This window comes from Streptomyces alboflavus (genome assembly GCF_000716675.1).
Classification (GTDB): Bacteria; Actinomycetota; Actinomycetes; order Streptomycetales; family Streptomycetaceae; genus Streptomyces; species Streptomyces alboflavus.
Genome location: NZ_JNXT01000008.1, coordinates 86,887 through 105,013, shown reverse-complemented (window position 1 = coordinate 105,013; position 18,127 = coordinate 86,887). Strand labels below are relative to the sequence as shown.

Below are 18,127 nucleotides of genomic sequence, written 5' to 3'. Positions count from 1 at the left end.
GTCACGGTTCTCCGGCGCGGGGTGTCTCGATGGGCGTCCGACGAGAGGAGCAGGGTGTGATGCGCAAGTGCCGACGCGTACGGGCGAGGGGGGTGGACCGTGGCTGAGGACGCCTTCACCGAGCACCGGCCGCTGCTTTTCACCATCGCCTACGAGATGCTGGGCAGCGCCACCGACGCCGAGGACGTGCTGCAGGAGAGCTATCTGCGGTGGCGCGGGGTCGACCCGGCCGAGGTCGAGCACCCGCGTGCCTACCTGGTCCGCATCGTGACCCGGCAGTCCCTGAACCATCTGCGCGCGGCCAAGGCGCGGCGCGAGGAGTACGTCGGCTCCTGGCTGCCCGAGCCGATCAGGACCGCGCCCGGCGTGAGCGACGACGCGATCCTCGCCGAGTCGGTGTCGATGGCCATGATGCTCGTCCTGGAGACCCTGAACCCGACCGAGCGCGCCGTGTTCGTCCTGCACGACGTGTTCGGCTACACCCACGGCGAGGTCGCCGCCTCGATCGGCAAGACCGAGGTCACCGTCCGGCAGATCGCCCACCGCGCCCGCCGTCACGTGCACGCCCGGCGCCGCCGCTTCGAGCCCGACTCCGACGCGGGCCGGGAGATCGTCCAGCGGTTCCTGTTCGCGGCGTCGACCGGCGAGGTGCAGGCGCTGATGGACCTGTTGGCGCCCGACGTCGTGCAGATCTCCGACGGCGGCGGGAAGGTCGTCGCCGCCCGCCACCCGATCGTCGGCAGCGCCGACGTCGCCCGGTTCGTCCTCGGCGTCATCCGCACCACCACCGAGGCGACCCAGGTCGAGTACGCCACGTACAACGGCATGCCCGCGGCGCGGTTCGTCACCGACGGGGAACTCGACTGGCTGGTCGCCTTCGAGATCCACGACGGCCGGATCGCCGGCCTGTACGGCATGCGCAACCCGGACAAGCTGCACCGTGCGGAGACGGTGCTCCCGCTCGACAGAGGAGGCAACTCACCGTGGAAACCATGATCGTTGAACGCGTCGTCGCCGCACCGATCGAGGACGTCTTCGCCTGGCTCACCACCACGACCAACTACACGCGCTCCCCCCTGGTGGTGCGCTGCCGCCTGGCCAGGGCCGGCGAGTCCGCGCCGTACGGCGTCGGCGCGGTGCGCAACCACCTGTGGCTGATCGGCTGGTTCCGGGAGCGCATCACCCACTACGACCCGCCGTACGCCACCGAGTACGTCGTCGACCGCAGCTTCCCGCCGTCCCGGCACGAACTCGGCCGGATGACGTTCGAGGAGGTCGAGGGCGGCACTCTGGTGCGCTGGACCACCCGCGCGGAGATTCCCGTCCCGCTGATCGGCGGCTTCCTCACGCGCCGCGTCGCGCGCCCCGTCATCACCCGCACGTTCGGCAACATCCTGGACGCCGCCGACAGCGCGCTGGCCCGCCCGCGGGCCTCGGCTGCCGGGTGAGTGCCGGTCCGCACGAACCTGTGGCCCAGAAGGGCCTTCGGCACGGGTGGGGCGGCCGTCGGGACCCCACCCGCGCCGACCGGGCTCAGCGGAACGCGGCGACGTGACGGGCGGTCCAGTCGGCGAACGGGCGCGGCTCGCGGCCGAGTACCTGCCGCACGTCCGGGCTGACGCGCACCTCGGCCGGACTCGGGGAGCCGAGGATGTCCAGGGTGTCGTCGGCGAGTTCGACCGGCATGCTCCGGGCCATGGCCGCCCGGGCCTCGGCGCGGGTGAGGTCGTGGAACCGCACGGGCGAGCCGAGGGCGGCGGCGATGGCCTCCGCCTGCCCGCGCGGCGTGATCGTCTCCGGGCCGGTCAGTTCGTACACGCCGCCGTGGTGCCGGTCGTCCAGCAGGCAGGCCGCGGCGACCTCGGCGATGTCCGCCGGGTCGATGACCGGTACCCCGACGTCGCCGAAGGGGGCGGCGACGACCCGTCGTTCGCGCACGGAGTCGGCCCACCACAGGGCGTTGGAGGCGAAGCCGCCCGGCCGCAGGACGGCCCACTCCAGGCCGGACTCCCGCAGGGTGTCCTCCACCCCGCGCAGCGCGATCCGCGTCGACCCGAACGGCCGGGTCGCCACGCCCAACGAGGACAGCAGGACGACCCGGCGGACCCCGCAGGCCACGGCCTGGCCGATGATGTCGGCCGGGCTTGCCCCCGCCGCGTGCAAGTCCCCGGACAGCAGCAGGAACAGCGCCTTCGCCCCGGCGAGCGCGGGCTCCAGGCTCGACGGCTCGGCCAGGTCGGCCGTCACATGGCGGACGCCGTCCGGCACGGGCGCCGCGGTCCGCGACACCGCCGTCACCTGTTGGCCGGCCTCGGCCAGCGCCCGCGTCAACGGCCGGCCCACGTTTCCGGTGGCCCCGGTCACCACGATCATGAACAACTCCTCGCTCGAATCGATGCGTTCATCGATGTGTTCGGTGACCGCGACGCTAGGAGCGGAACTAACTTCTGGTAAGGACATACCTCGGAGTAAGCTCCTCCCATGGCGGAAGGCGCGCAGCTCACACAGACCGGTGCGGACCAGCGGTATGAGGTGTTTCACACCGACTGCCCCGCACGCGACGTGGTCGACCACGTCACCAGCAGGTGGGGCGTCTGGGTCCTGATCTCCTTGCGGAACACCGATCTCCGGTTCTACGAGCTGCGCGAGAGCATCCGGGGCATCAGCGAGAAGATGCTCGCCCAGACCCTGCGCGCGCTCGTCCAGGACGGCCTGGTCTGGCGCGAGGTCGAACCGACGACACCGCCTCAGGTCACGTACGGGCTCACCGAGTTCGGCCGGGAGGTCGGGGAGCCGCTGACGGAGCTGTTCGACCGGATCACACTGCGGGTGGCACCGCGCGGCGAGGAGCAGCGCCCCGGGTGAACGCGGCCCGGGTGTGCATGATCGCGACGAGGGGGACGAGCCCCGTCGTGAGGATCACGAACAGCCAGTGGCAGCCGGTGGGGCGGCTGACGACGGTGGGCCGGGTCCCCGCTTCGCGTGTGCGGATGGCGGGCGCCGTTGCCCGTCACCCGTGCGGTGACCCCACGCCCGACCGTAGGGGGAATCACTTATGCGTTCCAAGACCGGTTCGCCATGTGAAGATAGCTGAAAAGGTATAAGGGGGGGCGTGGATCTTCTGCAGTTGCGCTACTTCCAGGTCGTCGCGCGCTACGAACACATCAGCCGCGCCGCCGAGGAACTGCGCGTCGCCCAGCCCTCGCTGAGCCGCACCATCGCGCGCCTGGAGGCCGACCTCGGCTCGCCGCTCTTCGACCGGGAGGGCCGCCGCATCCGGCTCAACCAGTACGGCGCGATCTTCCTGCGCCACGTCGACCGCGCCCTGAGCGAGCTCGACGACGGCCGCAGGGCCCTGCGGGACGCCCGGGACACGGGGCTCGGCCGGGTCAGTGTCGCCTCCGAGACCCTGCTGACGATCACGCACGCCCTGGGCAGCTTCCGGGCCACACATCCCCGGGCCGACGTGCGGCTCTTCCAGTCGACCGCGGAGGAGATGGACCGCCAACTGCGGGCCGGGGAGGTCGACTTCTGCGTGGCCTCACAACCGCTGACCGGCGCGAAGCTGGAGACGGTCGAGCTGGCCCGCGAGGAGGTGCTGCTCGCCGTCCCGCGCGGACACTGGCTCGACGGGCGGGAGAGCGTGACGATCCCCGAGATCGCCGACGAGCCCTTCGTCGCCACGCGCGTCGGCCACTGGCAACGCGCCCTCCTCGACCGGCTGTTCGCGTCCGAAGGACTCACGCCGGTGCTGTCCTGCGAGGGCGACGAGCCGGGCGCCAGCCAGGACATGATCAGCGCGGGCCTCGGCATCGGCCTCATCCCGGCGATGTCCCGTCAGGCCGGTACGGAGACGGTGGTCCCGGTCGCCTGGGTGCACCTGGCCGCGCCCGACTGCCACCGGGTGCTCACCCTGGTGCACAACCGCGACACGTATCTGTCCGAAGCGGCCCTGAAGTTCCGTGAGTTCATCACCAGCAAGCCGTTCATGACGCACCGTCTGCCCGACCCGCGCCGCGGACGCAGGCTGGAGCCGTCCTGAGGCCTCGCGAGCCGCTCCGTGCAGAACGCGGTCGGGCACGCCCGGCTCGTCGCCGCGCGGCGGGCCGGGGTTCACCCGCAAGGGCCACCTGGCGCGCCTTCGGGGAGGATCCGCGGCGGCGGACCGGGCGGTCCCGTAGTTGTCGGGCGGTCCGGGCCCCTCAGCCCGGACCGCCCGAACCCGGGCCCCTCAGCCCTGGTCGTAGGTGTGGAAGCCGCGGCCCGCCTTGCGGCCGAGCAGTCCGGCTTCCACCATGCGCTGGAGCAGCGGGGGAGGGGCGTACAAGGGCTCCTTGAACTCGTCGTACAAGGACTCCGCGATCGAGGCGACGGTGTCGAGGCCGATCAGGTCCGCGAGCTTGAGCGGGCCCATCGGGTGCGCGCACCCCAGCTCCATTCCCGCGTCCACGTCGGCCGGGGAGGCGAAGCCGGACTCCGCCATCCTGATCGCCGACAACAGGTAGGGGATCAGCAGGGCGTTGACGACGAAACCGGCCCGGTCCTGGGACCGGATCGCCGTCTTGCCGAGGGGCCCGGTCGCGAACTCCTCGACCGCACGCGCCGTCTGCGCCGACGTGTGCAGGGACGTCACGACCTCCACCAGCGGCAGCACCGGGACGGGGTTGAAGAAGTGCAGGCCCACGACCCGGTCCGCGCGGCCGGTCGCCATGCCGAGGCGCATCACGGGGAGGGAGGACGTGTTGCTGGCGAGGATCGCCCCGGGATCCTCGACGACCTTGTCCAGGGCGGCGAACACCTCGGTCTTCGCGTCCGGGTTCTCCACGACGGCCTCGACGACCAACTGCCGGTCGGCCAGGTCCTCCAGGCTGCCGGTGAACACCATCCGGGCGAGCGCGTCCGCCGCGTCCGCCCGCTCCAGCTTGCCGCGGCGCACCGCCCGGTCGAACGACGACGTCACCCGGTCCCGCGCCGCCCGTGCCGCCACCGCGTCGACCTCGCACACCACCGTGTCGAGCCCGGCCCGCGCGCACACCTCGGCGATGCCCGCCCCCATCTGCCCGCCGCCGACCACGCCGACGCGCCTGATCGGCCCGGTCATGACCGTGCTCCGGCGTCCTGGAGCTGTGCCCCGGCGTCCTGGAGGCGCTGGTCGGGGTGTCGGCGCCCGGCCTCTGGGTCCGAGGCCCGCGCCTGAGTGCCCGCAGCCCGCGGCTCCGTCTGCGTGGCCCGCGTCTCCGCGTACACGGGCTGCGCCCCGGCATGCCGGACGAGATGCTGCGCGTACGCCTCCGGCGTGAAGAACTGCGGCAACTCGACCGACAGCGTGGTCCGTTCGAAGAGCGCCCGCACCGCGTCGAGGTCCGCCCACGGATAGGCGGCGCCGAGCGCGTCGATCTCGTCGTCGAGCAGCCGAAGCACCGTCTCGCGGTCGAGCACCCGGTGCCGCAGCCACTGCCAGATCTGCACCCGCGCGATCTCCGCGGTCGCCGCGTCCTCCACGAGACCGTCCAGGACGACCGCCCCCTGCCCCCGCAGCCAGGCCGCGAAGTACCGCACGGCGACCGCGATGTTCGTGCGCACCCCGTCGGGCGTGGGCGGGCCGCCGACGCGGCGCGTGGACAGCAGGTCGGCCGCGGTCACCTCCACGTCGTCCCGGGTCCGGTCGAGCTGGTGCGGCCGGTCGCCGAGCACGCCGTCGAACGCGTCCTGGCACACCGTCACCAGAGCCGGGTGGGCGACCCAGGAGCCGTCGAAGCCGTCCTCCGCCTCCCGCTCCTTGTCCAGGCGGACCGTGGCGAGCGCGGCCTCGTCGGCGGCCCGGCCCCTGCCGGGCACCTGCGCCGACATGGCACCGATCGCGTGGGCGCCGCGCCGGTGGCAGGTGCGCACGAGCAGGTCGGTGAACGCCCGCATGAAGGGCGCCGTCATCGTGACCTGCACGCGGTCGGGCAGCAGGAAGTCCGTGCGGTGCCCGAACGTCTTGATCAGGCTGAACAGATAGTCCCAGCGTCCGGCGTTGAGGCCGGAGCTGTGTTCGCGCAGCTCATGGAGGATCTCCTCCATCTCCACCGCCGCGGTGACCGTCTCGATGAGCGCGGTGGCGCGCACGGTGCCCCGGGGGATGCCGAGCAGGTCCTGGGCGACGACGAAGATGTCGTTCCACAGCCGCGCCTCGTACCGGTTCTCCAGCTTGGGCAGGTAGAAGTACGGGCCGTGCCCGGCCTCGAGCTGGCGCCGCGCGCAGTGGAAGAAGTACAGGCCGAAGTCCACGAGCGAGGCGGGCACCGGCTCGCCGTCGAACTCCAGGTGCTCCTCGACCAGATGCCAGCCGCGCGGGCGGACCATGATCGTGGCGAGCCGGTCGTGGTCGCCGAGCCGGTGCTCCGTGCCGTCGGCGGCCGTGAAGTCGATGCGGCGCTCGGCGGCGTCGAGCAGGGTGAGCTGGCCGCCGACGATGTTCTGCCACGTGGGCGAGGTGGCGTCCTCGAAGTCGGCCATCCAGACCCGGGCCCCGGAGGTGAGCGCCTCGACCGCCGTGCGCCGGTCGGGCGGGCCGGTGATCTCCACGCGGCGGTCGGTGAGGCCGGGCGCGGGCGGCGCCACGCGCCAGGTGGGGTCGGCCCGCACGGGGGAGGTGGCCACGGGGAAGTCGAACGGGGAGCCCGACGCGAACCGCAGCGCCTGGCGGCGGCGCTCCTTGAGGAGTTCCTTGCGGCGGCCGCCGAAGGCCGCGGCGAGGTGGCCGACGAAGTCCAGGGCGGCGGGCGTGAGGATCTCGTCGTGCCGGTGCCCGGGCGGGGCGAGGACGTGGACGCGGTGCGTCAGGGCGCTGGTGGACATCGGGTCCTCCTGAGGGGAGAGGGTGAGGGGCGTTCGGAGGGAGCTCCGGCAGGGGCGTGGGGCGGTCTCGGCACCCGGTTTCGCCGTGGGGCGGGACCAGCTCCGCCGGTCCGTCGGCCGACGGGCCTCCCTCCGGCAGAACGTCGAGTCGTTCGTCTTCTCTGCGAATGCCCCGTGCCCTCGCGGAACGAGGTGGCATCGCGTGTCTTTGTACTGCGGTCACCGAACCCCTCCAGCGGCGGGACTTGCCACCACTGCCGAGGTCCGGCGGGCCATACGGAGACTCTGGCACTGGCACTGAGTGCCATCAATGCTGGACGGCTGCCAATTGCTGCGAATCTTCGGTCGGCCGATTGCCAACATTGCGAAGAGCGTGGCGCACGCCGGTTCCCGGACGGCGATCGGCGCGCGGGCGCCCCCGCGCGCCGGGCGCGAGGCGGATGTGTGCCGGATCCCCGAATATGCCTGCGGGGCCGCGCGTGGTCACCCAGGATGGAGGGCGTCGGCGGTCGTCGGTCGCGTAAGAAGTCCTGGGTGGAGGGATGTGCTGTGCCACAGCAGTTGACCATGAGGCTCGACGACGGTGGCGAGGGCGCCGCCGTGTTCGAGGTCGACGTCGACGCGGACGCCACGGACCTCGAACTGGCCGCGGGGGGCGGGGTGGTGGCCCGGGCCCGGGTCTCGCTCGACGAGGCGCTCGACCAGGTCAAGCCGACGCTCGCGCGCGTCGCCGACACCCTGCGCGAACTCGGTCCTGACGCCGCGGAGCTGGAGTTCGGCCTGAAGATGGGCGGCGAGACCGGCGTGATCATCGCCAAGGGCACCGCCGAAGTGAACTTCACCGTCCGGCTGACGTGGAACCGCCCCTGACTTCATGGGAGCGCAACGCGAGGGATTCGTCGTCAAGATCCGTGCCGCGGCGACGGGGGCGCCCATCGGCGTCGGGTTCGTCGTCGGTGACAAGGAGATGGTGACGTGCGCCCATGTGGTCAATGTGGCGCTCGGGCGGGACAAGGCGTGCGCGGAGCGGCCCCCGGGCGACGCCCGGGTCCAGGTCGAGTTCGTGCTGCTCGGCGACGCGGAGGGCGGGCCCCTGCGGCACTGCCGGATCAGCTCCTGGGACCCACCGCCGGGCGCGGGCCGCCCGGGCCGGGACGTCGCCGGGCTCGCGCTGGTCGGCGGTGACACCCTGCCCGTGAGCGCGGGCGCGGCCCGGCTCATCGACGCCCGTACGGGCCTGCTCGGCGACGCCCAGGTGAAGGCCTTCGGCTACCCGGGGAACCCGCCCCGCAAGGCCAACGGCGCCTGGAGCACCTGCGTGCTGCGGGGCGCGGTCGGCGGCGGGCTCATCCAGCTCGACACCGCCAGCGAGTCCGCGCTGCGGACCCAGCCCGGATACAGCGGCTCGCCCGTCATCGTCACCGACCGGTGGGGCGACGCCGTCGTCGGCATGCTCGCGGTGGCGAGCCGCGACGGCGCGGCGCCCGACGCCTACGCCGTGCCCCTGGCGGAGGTCTCCGCCGCCTGGCCCGACGCCCTCGGCCGCAGCGTGCTGCCCCCGTGCCCCTACCGAGGACTGCAGGCGTTCAGCGCCGAGGACGCGCTGGCCGGCGTGTTCGTCGGCCGGGAACGCGAGGTCGAACGGCTCCGGCTCATGGTGAAGGCCCAGCCCCTGGTGATGGTCACGGGACCGTCGGGCGTGGGCAAGTCGTCCCTGGTGGCGGCGGGCCTCCAGCCCGAACTGGCCTCGGCGGGCTGGGCGATCGCCTCGTTCCGCCCGGGCATGTCCCCCTTCGACGCCGTGGCCCGCGCCCTGCTCGAGCTGGAGCACCCGCAGCGCGCCCACAGCCTCGAAGAGCTGGAACACCGCACCCGTGCCCTGCGGGAGGAGGGGTTCTGGGCGGTCGCCTCGCGGTTACGGGTGCTCACCGGCCGCCGTCTCGCGCTGATCGCCGACCAGTTCGAGGAGGTCCTGAGCGGCAGCGCCGACCGCGCCGAACAGCTGGAATTCCTCCAGCGGCTGCTGCCTCCTGCCGACGTCGCCCAGGACCCCGACGTCCGGCTCGTCGCGACCCTGCGCGCGGACTTCCTGCCCGACCTGCTCGAACTCCCCGACATCGGACCGCGCCTCCAGGACCGGCAGCTGAACGTGTCCCCGCTGGACGAGGCGGCCCTCATCCGCGTCATCGTCGAACCGGCCGAGGTCGCGGGCGTCACCTTCACGCCCGGCCTCGCCGAGGCCATCGCCGCCGAGGCGAGCAGGGCCGCGGGCAGCCTGCCGCTCCTGGAGTTCACGCTGACCGAGCTGTGGTCGCTCCAGCACGACCGGCGGCTCAGCTTCGACAGCTACCAGGGCCTCGGCGGTGTCTCCGGCGCCCTGAACCAGCACGCGGAGAAGGTCTACCGCCTCCTCGCCCAGCAACTGGGCGAGCCCCGCATCCGCCGCGTCCTGCTGTCCATGGTCCGCGCCCGCGGCGGGGCCACCAGCGCCGTCCGCGTCACCGCCCACCGCACGCACCTCGCCAAGGACTGGTACATCGCGCAGCTCCTCGCCGACCCCGAGCAGCGCCTCGTGGTCCTCGGCACCGGCGGCCCCGACACCGCGGAGATCGCGCACGAGGCCCTGATCCGGGAGTGGGCGAGGCTCGCCACCTGGGTGGAGGAGGACGCCGACTTCCAGCAGTGGCTCGCCGTGGTCGAGGAGCGCGCCACGGAGGCCGACCTGCTGTCGGCGGCACGCCTGGCGGAGGCGGACCGGTGGCTGGGGGAGCGCGCAGCGGACATCCCCGAGGCGGTGGTCGGCCTCATCGAGCGCAGCCGCGAGGAGATCACCGCGCAGCAGCGCACGGAGCCATCGAGGTCAAGAACACCGAGATCGAGGAGGCCCGGCAGGTCCTGGAGGAGCGCGCCGAACAGCTCGCGGTGTCGATGCGCTACAAGTCCGAGTTCCTCGGCAACATGTCGTACGAACTGCGCTCGCCGCTGAACTCGCTGCTGATCCTCGCCAAGCTGCTGGCCGACAACGCGGAGGGCAATCTCACGCCCCGGCAGGTGGAGTTCGCCGAGACGATCCACGGCGCGGGCTCGGACCTGCTCCAGCTGATCACCGACATCCTCGACCTTTCCAGGGTCGAGGCGGGCAAGATGGACGTCAGCCCGACACGCATCGCCCTCGCTCAGATCCTCGACTACGTAGAGGCCGTCTTCCGGCCCCTGACCGCGGAGAAGCACCTCGACTTCTCCGATGCGGGTGATCTTCGAGGCCTTCAAGCAGGCCGACGGCACGACCAGCCGCAAGTACGGCGGCACGGGCCTCGGCCTGTCGATCAGCCGGGAGATCGCGGTGCTGCTCGGCGGCGAGATCCACGCGGCCAGCGAACCGGGACGCGGCTCCACCTTCACGCTGTACTTGCCGCTGCACCCCAGGGAACTGCCGACGCGGGGTTACGCTCAGCTCCCGCCGCCGTCCGCGACGCCCGAGCTGCCCGAACTGGATGCCTTGGAGTCACTGCAGTATCTGCAGCCGCTGGGCACCGCCGCCGGCGAGGGGGAGCGCCCGGACCCCGAGGCGCCCGCCACCGCGGAAGTCGAGTTCCACGGCGAGAAGGTGTTGATCGTCGACGACATCCGCACGGTCTTCGTGCTCACCAGTGTCCTGGAGCGGCACGGACTCTCGGTGCTGTACGCCGAGGACGGCCAGGAGTGCGTCGAGGTCCTCGGCAAGTACCCCGACGTCGCTGCCGTCCTCATGGAGATCATGATCCCGGAGATGGACGGCTACGCGACCATGTCCGTGATCCGCAAGATGCCGCAGTACGCGCGGCTGCCGATCATCGCGCTCACCGCCAAGGCGATGAAGGGCGACCGTGAGAAGGTCCTCGCGGCGGGCGCGTCGGACTACGTGACGAAGCCGGTCGACGTCGAGCACCTGATGGGCCTGATGAGGCACTGGCTGCGGACAACCACGGGAAGCCAGGGGAGTTGACGCGGTGGACCGCCGTGGCCGGTGGGTGCCGCGCGAGCGCCGCACCCACCGGCCACGACGGCCGACACCTCAGGGACGCGTGGTCAGATACCCGCCCATCGACGTGAAGTAGTCCGTCGCCGCAAGCTCACGGCCGTCCTCGGTGCGCACACGCGTGATGGCCAGGCCGTGGTTGCGGCCGGTGCGGGCGTCGGCTCCGGCGACGATCGCCACGCCCTCGCCCTCGCGGTAGAAGATGCGGCCGGGCGTGCCGCCGTAACGGCCCTCGGAGACGACCGCCGCGAGGATCTCCAGGCGCTTGCCCTTGTGGAAGGTGTACGCGCTCGGGTACGGCTCGGACTGGGCGCGGACCAGGCGCTCCAGGTCCTCGGCGGGCCAGCTCCAGTCGATGCGGGTGTCGACGTCGGACCGCTTGTGGAAGAAGCTCGCCTGCGACCGGTCCTGCGGGGTGAACTCCGTCTCCCCGGCGGCGATGCGGCCGAGCGCGGTGACCGTGACCGGGGCGATGAGGTCGACGGTCTTGTGGAAGAGGTCGGTCGCGGTGTCCTTCGGGCCGATCGCGACCGCCTCCTGCCCGACGATGTCGCCCGCGTCCAGCTCGTCGTTCATCATGTGCGCGGTGACGCCCACCTCGGACTCGCCGTTGATCATGGCCCAGATGATCGGGGAGAACCCGGCGTACTTCGGCAGCAGCGAGTCGTGGATGTTCAGCGTGCCGTGGCGGGGCAGGTTGAAGATGCGCGGCGGGATCCAGGTGCGCCAGTTGTTGGCGACGATGATGTCCGGGTCGGCCTCCTGCAGGCGCGCGAACAGCTCCTCGTCGTCGGGGCGGTTGCGCAGGAGGACGGGGATGCCGTGCGCCTCGGCGAGGTCGGCGACCGAGTCGCTCCAGATCTTCTCGTACGCGTGCTCGCTCTTGGGATGCGTCACCACGAGGACCACGTCGTGCTCGGAATCGAGAAGGGCCTGGAGCGTACGGTGCCCCCAGGTCTGATAGCCGAACATGACGACCCGCATGGGGTTCCTCCTCAGGGCAGGGATTGACCTGCGCCAGTAAAGCAAGGCTTACCTTAGTTTTCAATGTGCGCTCGCGTAACCCCCGTTGACAGGATGTCCGTACCGAGAGATCCGATTTGTCCTGTCGACACGTGCGCGCGTTCAGCTTAGGCTCACCTAAACTCCATGACGCGCCGTTCGTCCGCGTGCCCGCAGGGTGCCTGCGTCCCTGGATGATCAGAGGGATAACGTACTTCGACATGAGCACGACTGCAGTTGAGCGCCCCGCGGCCGGGGTGGTGGTGGACGCCCGTCGGCGGCGGGTCGTGGGTCTGGGCATCCTGGTCCTGCTCCTCGTGGTCATGGCGGCCCTGTCCCTGGCCGTCGGCGCACGCGCGTTGACGCCCGCCGAGGTCTGGCACGGGCTGTTCGCGGGGCCGGAGTCCGACCGGCGGCTCAACGAGATCCGGCTCATCGTGGAGACCGTGCGGGTGCCCCGGACGACCCTCGCGATCGTCGCGGGCATCGCCCTCGGCGTCGGCGGTGCGCTCATCCAGGGGTACACACGCAACCCCATCGCCGACACCGGCCTGTTGGGCGTGAACGCCGGCGCCTCGTTCGCCGTGGTCACGGTGATCGCCGTGTTCGGGCTCTCCAGTCCGTTCCAGTACGTCTGGTTCGGCTTCCTCGGCGCGGCCGTCGCCGGTGTCGTCGTGTTCGGGCTCTCCAGCATCGGGCGGGGAGCGGGCAACCCCTTGACGCTCGCCCTGGCCGGGCAGGGGATCACGGTGTTCCTCGCGGCCATGACCACGGCGGTCGCCCTGTCGGACCGCGAGTCCCTGAACGCCCTGCGGTTCTGGAACGCGGGCTCCGTGGCCGGAGTCGACTTCGACGTGATCTGGCCGATCACCGTGTTCGTCGGCGCCGGCCTGGTCCTCGCGCTGATGACGCTGCCCGCCCTCAACCTGCTCAACCTCGGCGACGACGTGGCGCGCGGCCTCGGCGTGAACATCGCTCTGAGCCGCACCGTCGGCATCACCGCCATCACGCTGCTCGCGGGCGCGGCGACGGCGGCGTGCGGCCCGATCGCCTTCCTCGGCCTGATGGTGGCCCACCTGGCCCGGTATCTGACCGGGCCCGACTACCGCTGGCTGGTGCCCTACGCCGGTCTGCTCGGCGCCGTCGTCCTGCTGTTCTGCGACATCGTGGGGCGTCTGGTGGTGCGGCCGGGCGAGCTGGAGGCGGGGGTTGTGGTCGCGCTGCTCGGTGCCCCGTTCTTCGCCGTCCTGGTGTGGCGCGGAAAGTTCAAGAGCGCATGAACCGGACAAGGGCATGCGGAGAGTTCGTAAGCGGATGAACGGGACGGGGCGCGGCGCACACATGCGGGGGAGCGGGACGGAAGTGAAGGCAACGGTGGCGCCGGGCGTGCGGCTCGGCGGCGTGTCGTTCGTGTGGCGGCCGTGGGTCGCCCTCGTCACGCTGGTCCTGGCGGCGGGGGCCTTCCTGCTGTTCTGCCTCTCCATCAGCATCGGGGACTTCCCCATCGGCCTGTCCCAGGTCATCGCCACCCTCTTCGGCCGGGGCGAGCAGGTCGACGAGTTCGTGATCATGGATCTGCGGATGCCGCGTGCCCTCGCCGGGCTCGTCGTCGGCATCGCGCTCGGCGTCTCCGGCGCGCTCACCCAGTCCATCGCCCGCAACCCGCTGGCCAGCCCCGACATCCTGGGGATCACCCAAGGCGCCAGCGCCGTCGCGGTGTTCCTGATCACGGTGTCGGGCGGCGCGGCCGCGGCGGTCGTCAGCTCCGTGGGCCTGTCCGCGGCGGCGCTCGCGGGCGGACTCGGCACCGGACTGCTCGTGTACTTCCTGGCGTGGCGCCGGGGCATCGACGGCTTCCGGCTCATCCTCATCGGCATCTCGGCGAGCGCCATGATGGAGGCGATCACCACCTGGCTGCTCGTCAAGGCCGACATCAAGGACGTGGCCCGCGCCCAGGTGTGGCTGGTCGGCTCGCTGGACAACCGGTCGTGGGACGAGGTCTGGATTGCCCTCTGGGGCACGCTCGGCCTCCTGGTCGTGGTGGCGTGCGTGGCCTTCCAGTTCAAGCCCCTGCACTTCGGCGACGACGTGGCCGCCGGCCTCGGCGTGCGCTTCGGGGTGGTGCGCGCGGTCCTGCTCCTGTGCGCGGTGCTGCTGGCCGCCGTGGCGGTGAGCGCCGCGGGTCCCGTGCCGTTCGTCGCGCTGGTCGCGCCGCAGGTGGCGATGCGTCTGGCGCGCTGCCCCACGCCGCCGTTGGTGGCCTCCGGGATGGTGGGGGCGCTGCTCCTCATCGGCTCGGACCTCATCGCCCGCACCGCACTGCCGATCACCGTCCCGGTCGGTGTGGTCACCGCCGTGATCGGCGGCCCTTTCCTCGTCTATCTGCTGGTGCGGGCGAACCTGAAATAACTGGTACAAAGGTGAGGCAAACCTAAATAAATGAGGGGGGCTTGTGGTCGCTCAGTACATCACCGAGATCGAGTCAGGGGTCGCTGACGCCTCGCGGCTCACGGCGAAAGGCGTCAGCGTCGGATACGGCGCGCGGACCGTCATCGACGATCTCGACGTGGCGATACCGCCAGGAGTGATCACCACCATCATCGGCCCCAACGGCTGCGGGAAGTCGACCCTCCTGCGGACGCTGTCACGCCTGTTGAAGCCGACCAAGGGGTCGGTCGTGCTCGACGGCGACGACATCGCCAAGCTCAGGACCAAGGACGTGGCGAAGAAGCTCGGGCTGCTGCCGCAGGCGCCGGTCGCGCCGGAGGGCCTCACGGTGTCCGACCTGGTCGCCAGGGGCCGCCATCCGCACCAGAGCTGGCTGCGCCAGTGGTCCTCGGACGACGCCGCCGTGGTGGAGCGCGCCCTCGCCATGACCGGCGTCGCCGACCTGGCCGACCGGCCCGTCGACTCCCTCTCCGGCGGCCAGCGCCAGCGCGTCTGGATCTCCATGACCCTGGCCCAGGGCACCGACCTGCTGCTCCTCGACGAGCCGACGACCTATCTGGACCTGGCGCACGCCGTCGACGTCCTCGACCTCGTGGACGATCTGCACGAGTCGGGCTGCGCGGTGGTGATGGTGCTGCACGACCTGAATCTGGCGACGCGCTACAGCGACAACCTCATCGTGATGCGCGAGGGGGCGATTCTGGCGCAGGGGCATCCGCGTGACGTGATGACCGCGGAATTGCTGGAGGAGGCATTCGGGCTGCGCGCCAAGGTGATTGACGACCCGGTGGGGGATCGGCCGCTGATCGTGCCCATCGGTCGTACGCATGTATCACTGGACTGAACTCTTGACGCGGCAAGTTGAAGGTTAGGCTAGGCTAACCTCACTTTGGCAGGATAAAGTTTGGCTGCCCTAAGGCAGGGGCGCACGGTCAGCGCGAAAGCAAGGGATCTCGGATGCATCTCCATGGAACGACGCTCAAGAGGCGGTCCTGGCGGCGGGTGGCGGCCATAGTGTCCGCGGCGACCCTCGGTGTCGGCCTCCTCGCGGGATGCGGTTCGGACAAGAAGGACGACGGGGACGACAGCGGCGACAAGAACGCCCCGGCCGCCGCCGGCAAGTTCCCCGTCACCGTGGAGCACGCGTTCGGGTCCACCGAGGTGAAGAAGGCCCCCAAGCGGGTCGTCACCGTCGGATACACCGACGACCAGGCCGTCCTCGCGTTCGGCGTCAAGCCGGTCGGCATGACCGACCAGTACCCGAACCCGGCGGGCAAGACCCCCGACATCAACACCCAGTGGCCGTGGGTGAAGGACGAGTGGGGCGACACCAAGCCCGAGGTCATCATGAAGAACGGCGACTCGGGGCCGAACTACGAGAAGATCGCCGCGCTCCGCCCGGACCTGATCATCGCGGTGTACTCCGAGGTCGACAAGGCCGCCTACGACAAGCTCTCCAAGATCGCCCCGACGGTGGGCCGCACCAAGGGCGAGAAGGAACTCTTCAGCGCCCCGTGGCAGGACAACGCGGTGCACATCGGCAAGGCCCTCGGCCAGGAGGCCAAGGGCAAGAAGCTGGTCGCGGGCATCCAGGCCAAGCTCGACAAGGCCAAGAAGGACCACCCGAAGCTGGCGAGCAAGACCGCCGTCGCGCTGTCCTGGTACAAGAAGTCCCTCGCGCCGTTCACCTCCACCGACGTCCGCGGACGCCTGGTGACGGGCATCGGCTACAAGTACCAGACCGAGATCGACAAGGTCGCCGACGGCAACTTCTCCACCCAGCTCTCCCCGGAGCGCACCGACCTGGTCGACGTCGACCACATCTTCGTCATCAACGACAAGGCCGACACCGCCGCGCTGAAGAAGTTCAAGCTCTTCGCCAACCTGGACGCGGTGAAGAAGGGCAACGTGTCCTACCTGCTCGACAGCGAGGGCCCGGCCGTCGGCGCGGCCATGTCCCAGGGCACCCTGCTGTCCCTGCCCTACGCCATCGACGAACTCGTCGAGTCGGTCGACTAGGTAGTGAGCACCACCGACACGAGGGTCGCCCCGGCGACCCTGCGCACGGCGAGCGGACGCGAGGCCACCCGATGGGTCACGGCACACTGCCGTGAGGTGCCCTGGCTGACGGCCGCCACCGTGCTCACCACAGTGGCCGGGGCGGCGCTCCAGGTGCTGCCCGTGCTCCTCCTCGGCCGCGTGGTCGACGGGGTGGTCGAGGGCGAGTCGCGCTCGATGCTCCTCAGGATCGGTGTGCTGATGGTGGCTGCCGCGCTGCTCGGCGCGGTGGCCACCGCGGTCTCGACCTATCTCATCGGACGCCTCGGCGCGGATCTGCTCGCGCGGCTCCGCGAAGGCGCCGTCCGCGCGGTCCTCGGGATGCCGAGCGCGCGGATCGAGCAGGTCGGCCGCGGGGACGTGCTGTCCCGGGTCGGCGACGACGTGGCCGTTCTGTCCAAGGGCATCCGCATGGCCATCCCCACGGTCTTCTCTGCGGGCGTCCTCGTCTTCATCGCCACGGTCGGCATGTTCGGGCTCGACTGGCGGCTCGGCCTCGCGGGCGCCGGCGCGCTGCCCGCGTACGCCCTGGCCCTGCGCTGGTACCTGCCCCGGTCCGCCCCGCTCTACCGCAAGCAGCGGGTGGCCCAGGCCGACCGCGCGCAGGCGCTGATCAGCGGTCTCAACGGCATCGACACCGTCCGGGCGTACCGCCTGGAGGACACCTTCCGCGAGAAGGTCACCAGCGAGTCGTGGCGCGTGCGCGAGTACGGCATCGAGGTGTTCCGGTTCTTCGGCCGCTTCGTCGGCCGTGAGAACCGCGCCGAGTTCATCGGTCTCGTCCTCATCATCGTGGTCGGGTACGCCCTGTTGGAGGCCGACGCCGCGAGCCTCGGCCAGGTGTCGGCGGCCCCGCTGATGTTCCACCGGCTCTTCACCCCGCTGGGCGCCATCATGTTCACCTTCGACGAGGCGCAGAAGTCGGGCGCGAGCCTGACCCGCCTCGTCGGGGTCCTCGGGGAGGAGGCGGAGGAGCGGCTCGTGGGCGACACGGCCGTCCCCTCGGCCGAGGCCCTGTCGTACCCGGTGACCGTGGCCGGTCTCACCTTCACCTATCCCGACACCGAGGAACCGGTCCTCAGGGACGTCGACCTGTCGATCCCGGCAGGCGGTTCGCTGGCCCTGGTGGGCGCGACGGGCGCGGGCAAGTCGACGCTCGCCGCGCTGATCGCGGGCATCGGGACCCCGCAGTCCGGCTCGGTGCGGATCGGGTCGACCGACCTGGCAGGACTGGACGAGGCCGGGGCGCGGGCCCTGGTGAGCATCCTGACGCAGGAGACCCATGTGTTCTCCGGTCCGCTCGCCGACGACCTGCGCCTGGCCGCGCCGGAGGCGACCGACGCCGAGCTGATGGACGCGCTGCGCACGGTCGGCGCCGACCGCTGGGTCGAGGCGCTGCCCGAGGGCCTGGACACCATGGTCGGCGAGGGCGGCGAGCGCCTGGACGTCACCAAGGTCGCCCATATCGCCCTGGCCCGGCTCGTCCTCGGCCGCACGCCCGTCGTGGTGCTCGACGAGTCGACCGCCGAGGCCGGCAGCGAGGGCGCCGCCGACCTCGAGCGGGCCGTGCTCGCCGCGTGCGCGGGCCGGACCACGTTGTTCGTGGCGCACCGGCTGACCCAGGCGATGGCGGCCGACCGCATCGCCGTGCTCGACGCCGGGCGCGTCGTGGAGCAGGGCACGCACGACGAGCTGGTGGCGCTCGGCGGCCGGTACGCACGACTCTGGCGGGCCTGGCGCGAAGGCAGTTAGGTAAAC

14 protein-coding genes and 2 pseudogenes are annotated in these 18,127 nt (G+C 71.4%); 12 read left to right on the top strand and 4 right to left on the bottom strand.

What is annotated here, in order from left to right:
- Positions 1-99: 99 nt before the first annotated feature.
- Complete coding sequence (locus tag OO63_RS08710; protein ID WP_031192305.1) at positions 100-996, top strand: RNA polymerase sigma-70 factor; 897 nt, start codon at positions 100-102, stop codon at positions 994-996.
- Positions 984-1,448 (top strand): SRPBCC family protein, encoded by a 465-nt coding sequence (locus OO63_RS08705; RefSeq protein WP_030363882.1) that lies wholly within the window; start codon positions 984-986, stop codon positions 1,446-1,448. Before OO63_RS08710 ends, OO63_RS08705 begins: the two co-directional genes overlap by 13 nt.
- Before the next feature lie 85 nt (positions 1,449-1,533).
- On the opposite strand, the gene OO63_RS08700 is transcribed toward OO63_RS08705, so the two are convergent.
- Positions 1,534-2,373 (bottom strand): SDR family oxidoreductase, encoded by an 840-nt coding sequence (locus OO63_RS08700; RefSeq protein WP_031192304.1) that lies wholly within the window; start codon positions 2,371-2,373, stop codon positions 1,534-1,536.
- Positions 2,374-2,481: 108 nt separating this feature from the next.
- Between OO63_RS08700 and OO63_RS08695 the strand changes: the two genes are divergently transcribed.
- Entirely contained in the window at positions 2,482-2,865 is a 384-nt protein-coding gene (locus OO63_RS08695) for a winged helix-turn-helix transcriptional regulator (RefSeq protein WP_030363768.1), read from the top strand.
- Positions 2,866-3,112: 247 nt separating this feature from the next.
- Positions 3,113-4,042: a LysR family transcriptional regulator gene (locus OO63_RS08690; RefSeq protein ID WP_031192303.1), complete on the top strand. Its 930-nt coding sequence runs from the start codon at positions 3,113-3,115 to the stop codon at positions 4,040-4,042.
- A 189-nt stretch (positions 4,043-4,231) separates the two neighbouring features.
- Here the strand turns inward: OO63_RS08690 and OO63_RS08685 are convergent, their stop codons facing one another.
- Positions 4,232-5,101 carry a 3-hydroxybutyryl-CoA dehydrogenase gene (locus tag OO63_RS08685; protein ID WP_031192302.1) on the bottom strand — a complete coding sequence of 290 codons (870 nt, stop codon included), beginning with the start codon at positions 5,099-5,101 and terminating at the stop codon, positions 4,232-4,234.
- Positions 5,098-6,843, bottom strand: coding sequence for a malate synthase A (gene aceB / locus OO63_RS08680; RefSeq protein WP_078619025.1), 1,746 nt, complete (start codon positions 6,841-6,843; stop codon positions 5,098-5,100). Before aceB ends, OO63_RS08685 begins: the two co-directional genes overlap by 4 nt.
- Before the next feature lie 567 nt (positions 6,844-7,410).
- Here aceB and OO63_RS08675 point away from each other — a divergent pair.
- The 3 genes and pseudogenes from OO63_RS08675 to OO63_RS43250 all read left to right on the top strand — a co-directional run.
- The gene (locus tag OO63_RS08675; protein ID WP_063750384.1) at positions 7,411-7,713 is read left to right on the top strand and encodes a CU044_2847 family protein; all 303 of its coding nucleotides are present in this window, start codon (positions 7,411-7,413) and stop codon (positions 7,711-7,713) included.
- A gap of 4 nt (positions 7,714-7,717) precedes the next feature.
- A pseudogene (locus OO63_RS47550) lies at positions 7,718-9,496 on the top strand (nSTAND1 domain-containing NTPase); the annotation flags it as partial.
- Between the two features lie 200 nt (positions 9,497-9,696).
- A pseudogene (locus tag OO63_RS43250) lies at positions 9,697-10,828 on the top strand (response regulator); the annotation flags it as partial.
- A 69-nt stretch (positions 10,829-10,897) separates the two neighbouring features.
- On the opposite strand, the gene OO63_RS08660 reads toward OO63_RS43250, so the two are convergent.
- Complete coding sequence (locus tag OO63_RS08660) at positions 10,898-11,845, bottom strand: methionyl-tRNA formyltransferase (RefSeq protein ID WP_031192296.1); 948 nt, start codon at positions 11,843-11,845, stop codon at positions 10,898-10,900.
- 239 nt (positions 11,846-12,084) lie between these two features.
- Between OO63_RS08660 and OO63_RS08655 the strand changes: the two genes are divergently transcribed.
- The 5 genes from OO63_RS08655 to OO63_RS08635 all read left to right on the top strand — a co-directional run bounded on the left by OO63_RS08655 (position 12,085) and on the right by OO63_RS08635 (position 18,121).
- A complete protein-coding gene (locus tag OO63_RS08655; protein ID WP_031192295.1) occupies positions 12,085-13,143 on the top strand; it encodes a FecCD family ABC transporter permease in 1,059 nt (352 codons plus the stop codon).
- 34 nt (positions 13,144-13,177) lie between these two features.
- The gene (locus tag OO63_RS08650; RefSeq protein WP_051810661.1) at positions 13,178-14,272 is read left to right on the top strand and encodes a FecCD family ABC transporter permease; all 1,095 of its coding nucleotides are present in this window, start codon (positions 13,178-13,180) and stop codon (positions 14,270-14,272) included.
- 43 nt (positions 14,273-14,315) lie between these two features.
- Positions 14,316-15,155, top strand: a complete 840-nt coding sequence (locus OO63_RS08645) for an ABC transporter ATP-binding protein (RefSeq protein ID WP_031192293.1) — start codon at positions 14,316-14,318, stop codon at positions 15,153-15,155.
- Positions 15,156-15,268: 113 nt separating this feature from the next.
- Entirely contained in the window at positions 15,269-16,330 is a 1,062-nt protein-coding gene (locus tag OO63_RS08640) for an iron-siderophore ABC transporter substrate-binding protein (protein WP_031192292.1), read from the top strand.
- A 3-nt stretch (positions 16,331-16,333) separates the two neighbouring features.
- Positions 16,334-18,121 carry an ABC transporter ATP-binding protein gene (locus tag OO63_RS08635; RefSeq protein WP_031192291.1) on the top strand — a complete coding sequence of 596 codons (1,788 nt, stop codon included), beginning with the start codon at positions 16,334-16,336 and terminating at the stop codon, positions 18,119-18,121.
- The last annotated feature ends 6 nt before the right edge of the window (positions 18,122-18,127 follow it).

Bases quoted from the DNA above. Each gene is read 5' to 3' on its own strand.
- OO63_RS08700 (WP_031192304.1), bottom strand. From the start codon at position 2,373: ATGATCGTGGTGACCGGGGCCACCGGAAACGTGGGCCGGCCGTTGACG.
- OO63_RS08675 (WP_063750384.1), top strand. From the start codon at position 7,411: ATGAGGCTCGACGACGGTGGCGAGGGCGCCGCCGTGTTCGAGGTCGAC.
- OO63_RS08695 (WP_030363768.1), top strand. From the start codon at position 2,482: ATGGCGGAAGGCGCGCAGCTCACACAGACCGGTGCGGACCAGCGGTAT.
- OO63_RS08650 (WP_051810661.1), top strand. From the start codon at position 13,178: ATGAACGGGACGGGGCGCGGCGCACACATGCGGGGGAGCGGGACGGAA.
- OO63_RS08655 (WP_031192295.1), top strand. From the start codon at position 12,085: ATGAGCACGACTGCAGTTGAGCGCCCCGCGGCCGGGGTGGTGGTGGAC.
- OO63_RS08685 (WP_031192302.1), bottom strand. From the start codon at position 5,101: ATGACCGGGCCGATCAGGCGCGTCGGCGTGGTCGGCGGCGGGCAGATG.
- OO63_RS08660 (WP_031192296.1), bottom strand. From the start codon at position 11,845: ATGCGGGTCGTCATGTTCGGCTATCAGACCTGGGGGCACCGTACGCTC.
- aceB (WP_078619025.1), bottom strand. From the start codon at position 6,843: ATGTCCACCAGCGCCCTGACGCACCGCGTCCACGTCCTCGCCCCGCCC.
- OO63_RS08640 (WP_031192292.1), top strand. From the start codon at position 15,269: ATGCATCTCCATGGAACGACGCTCAAGAGGCGGTCCTGGCGGCGGGTG.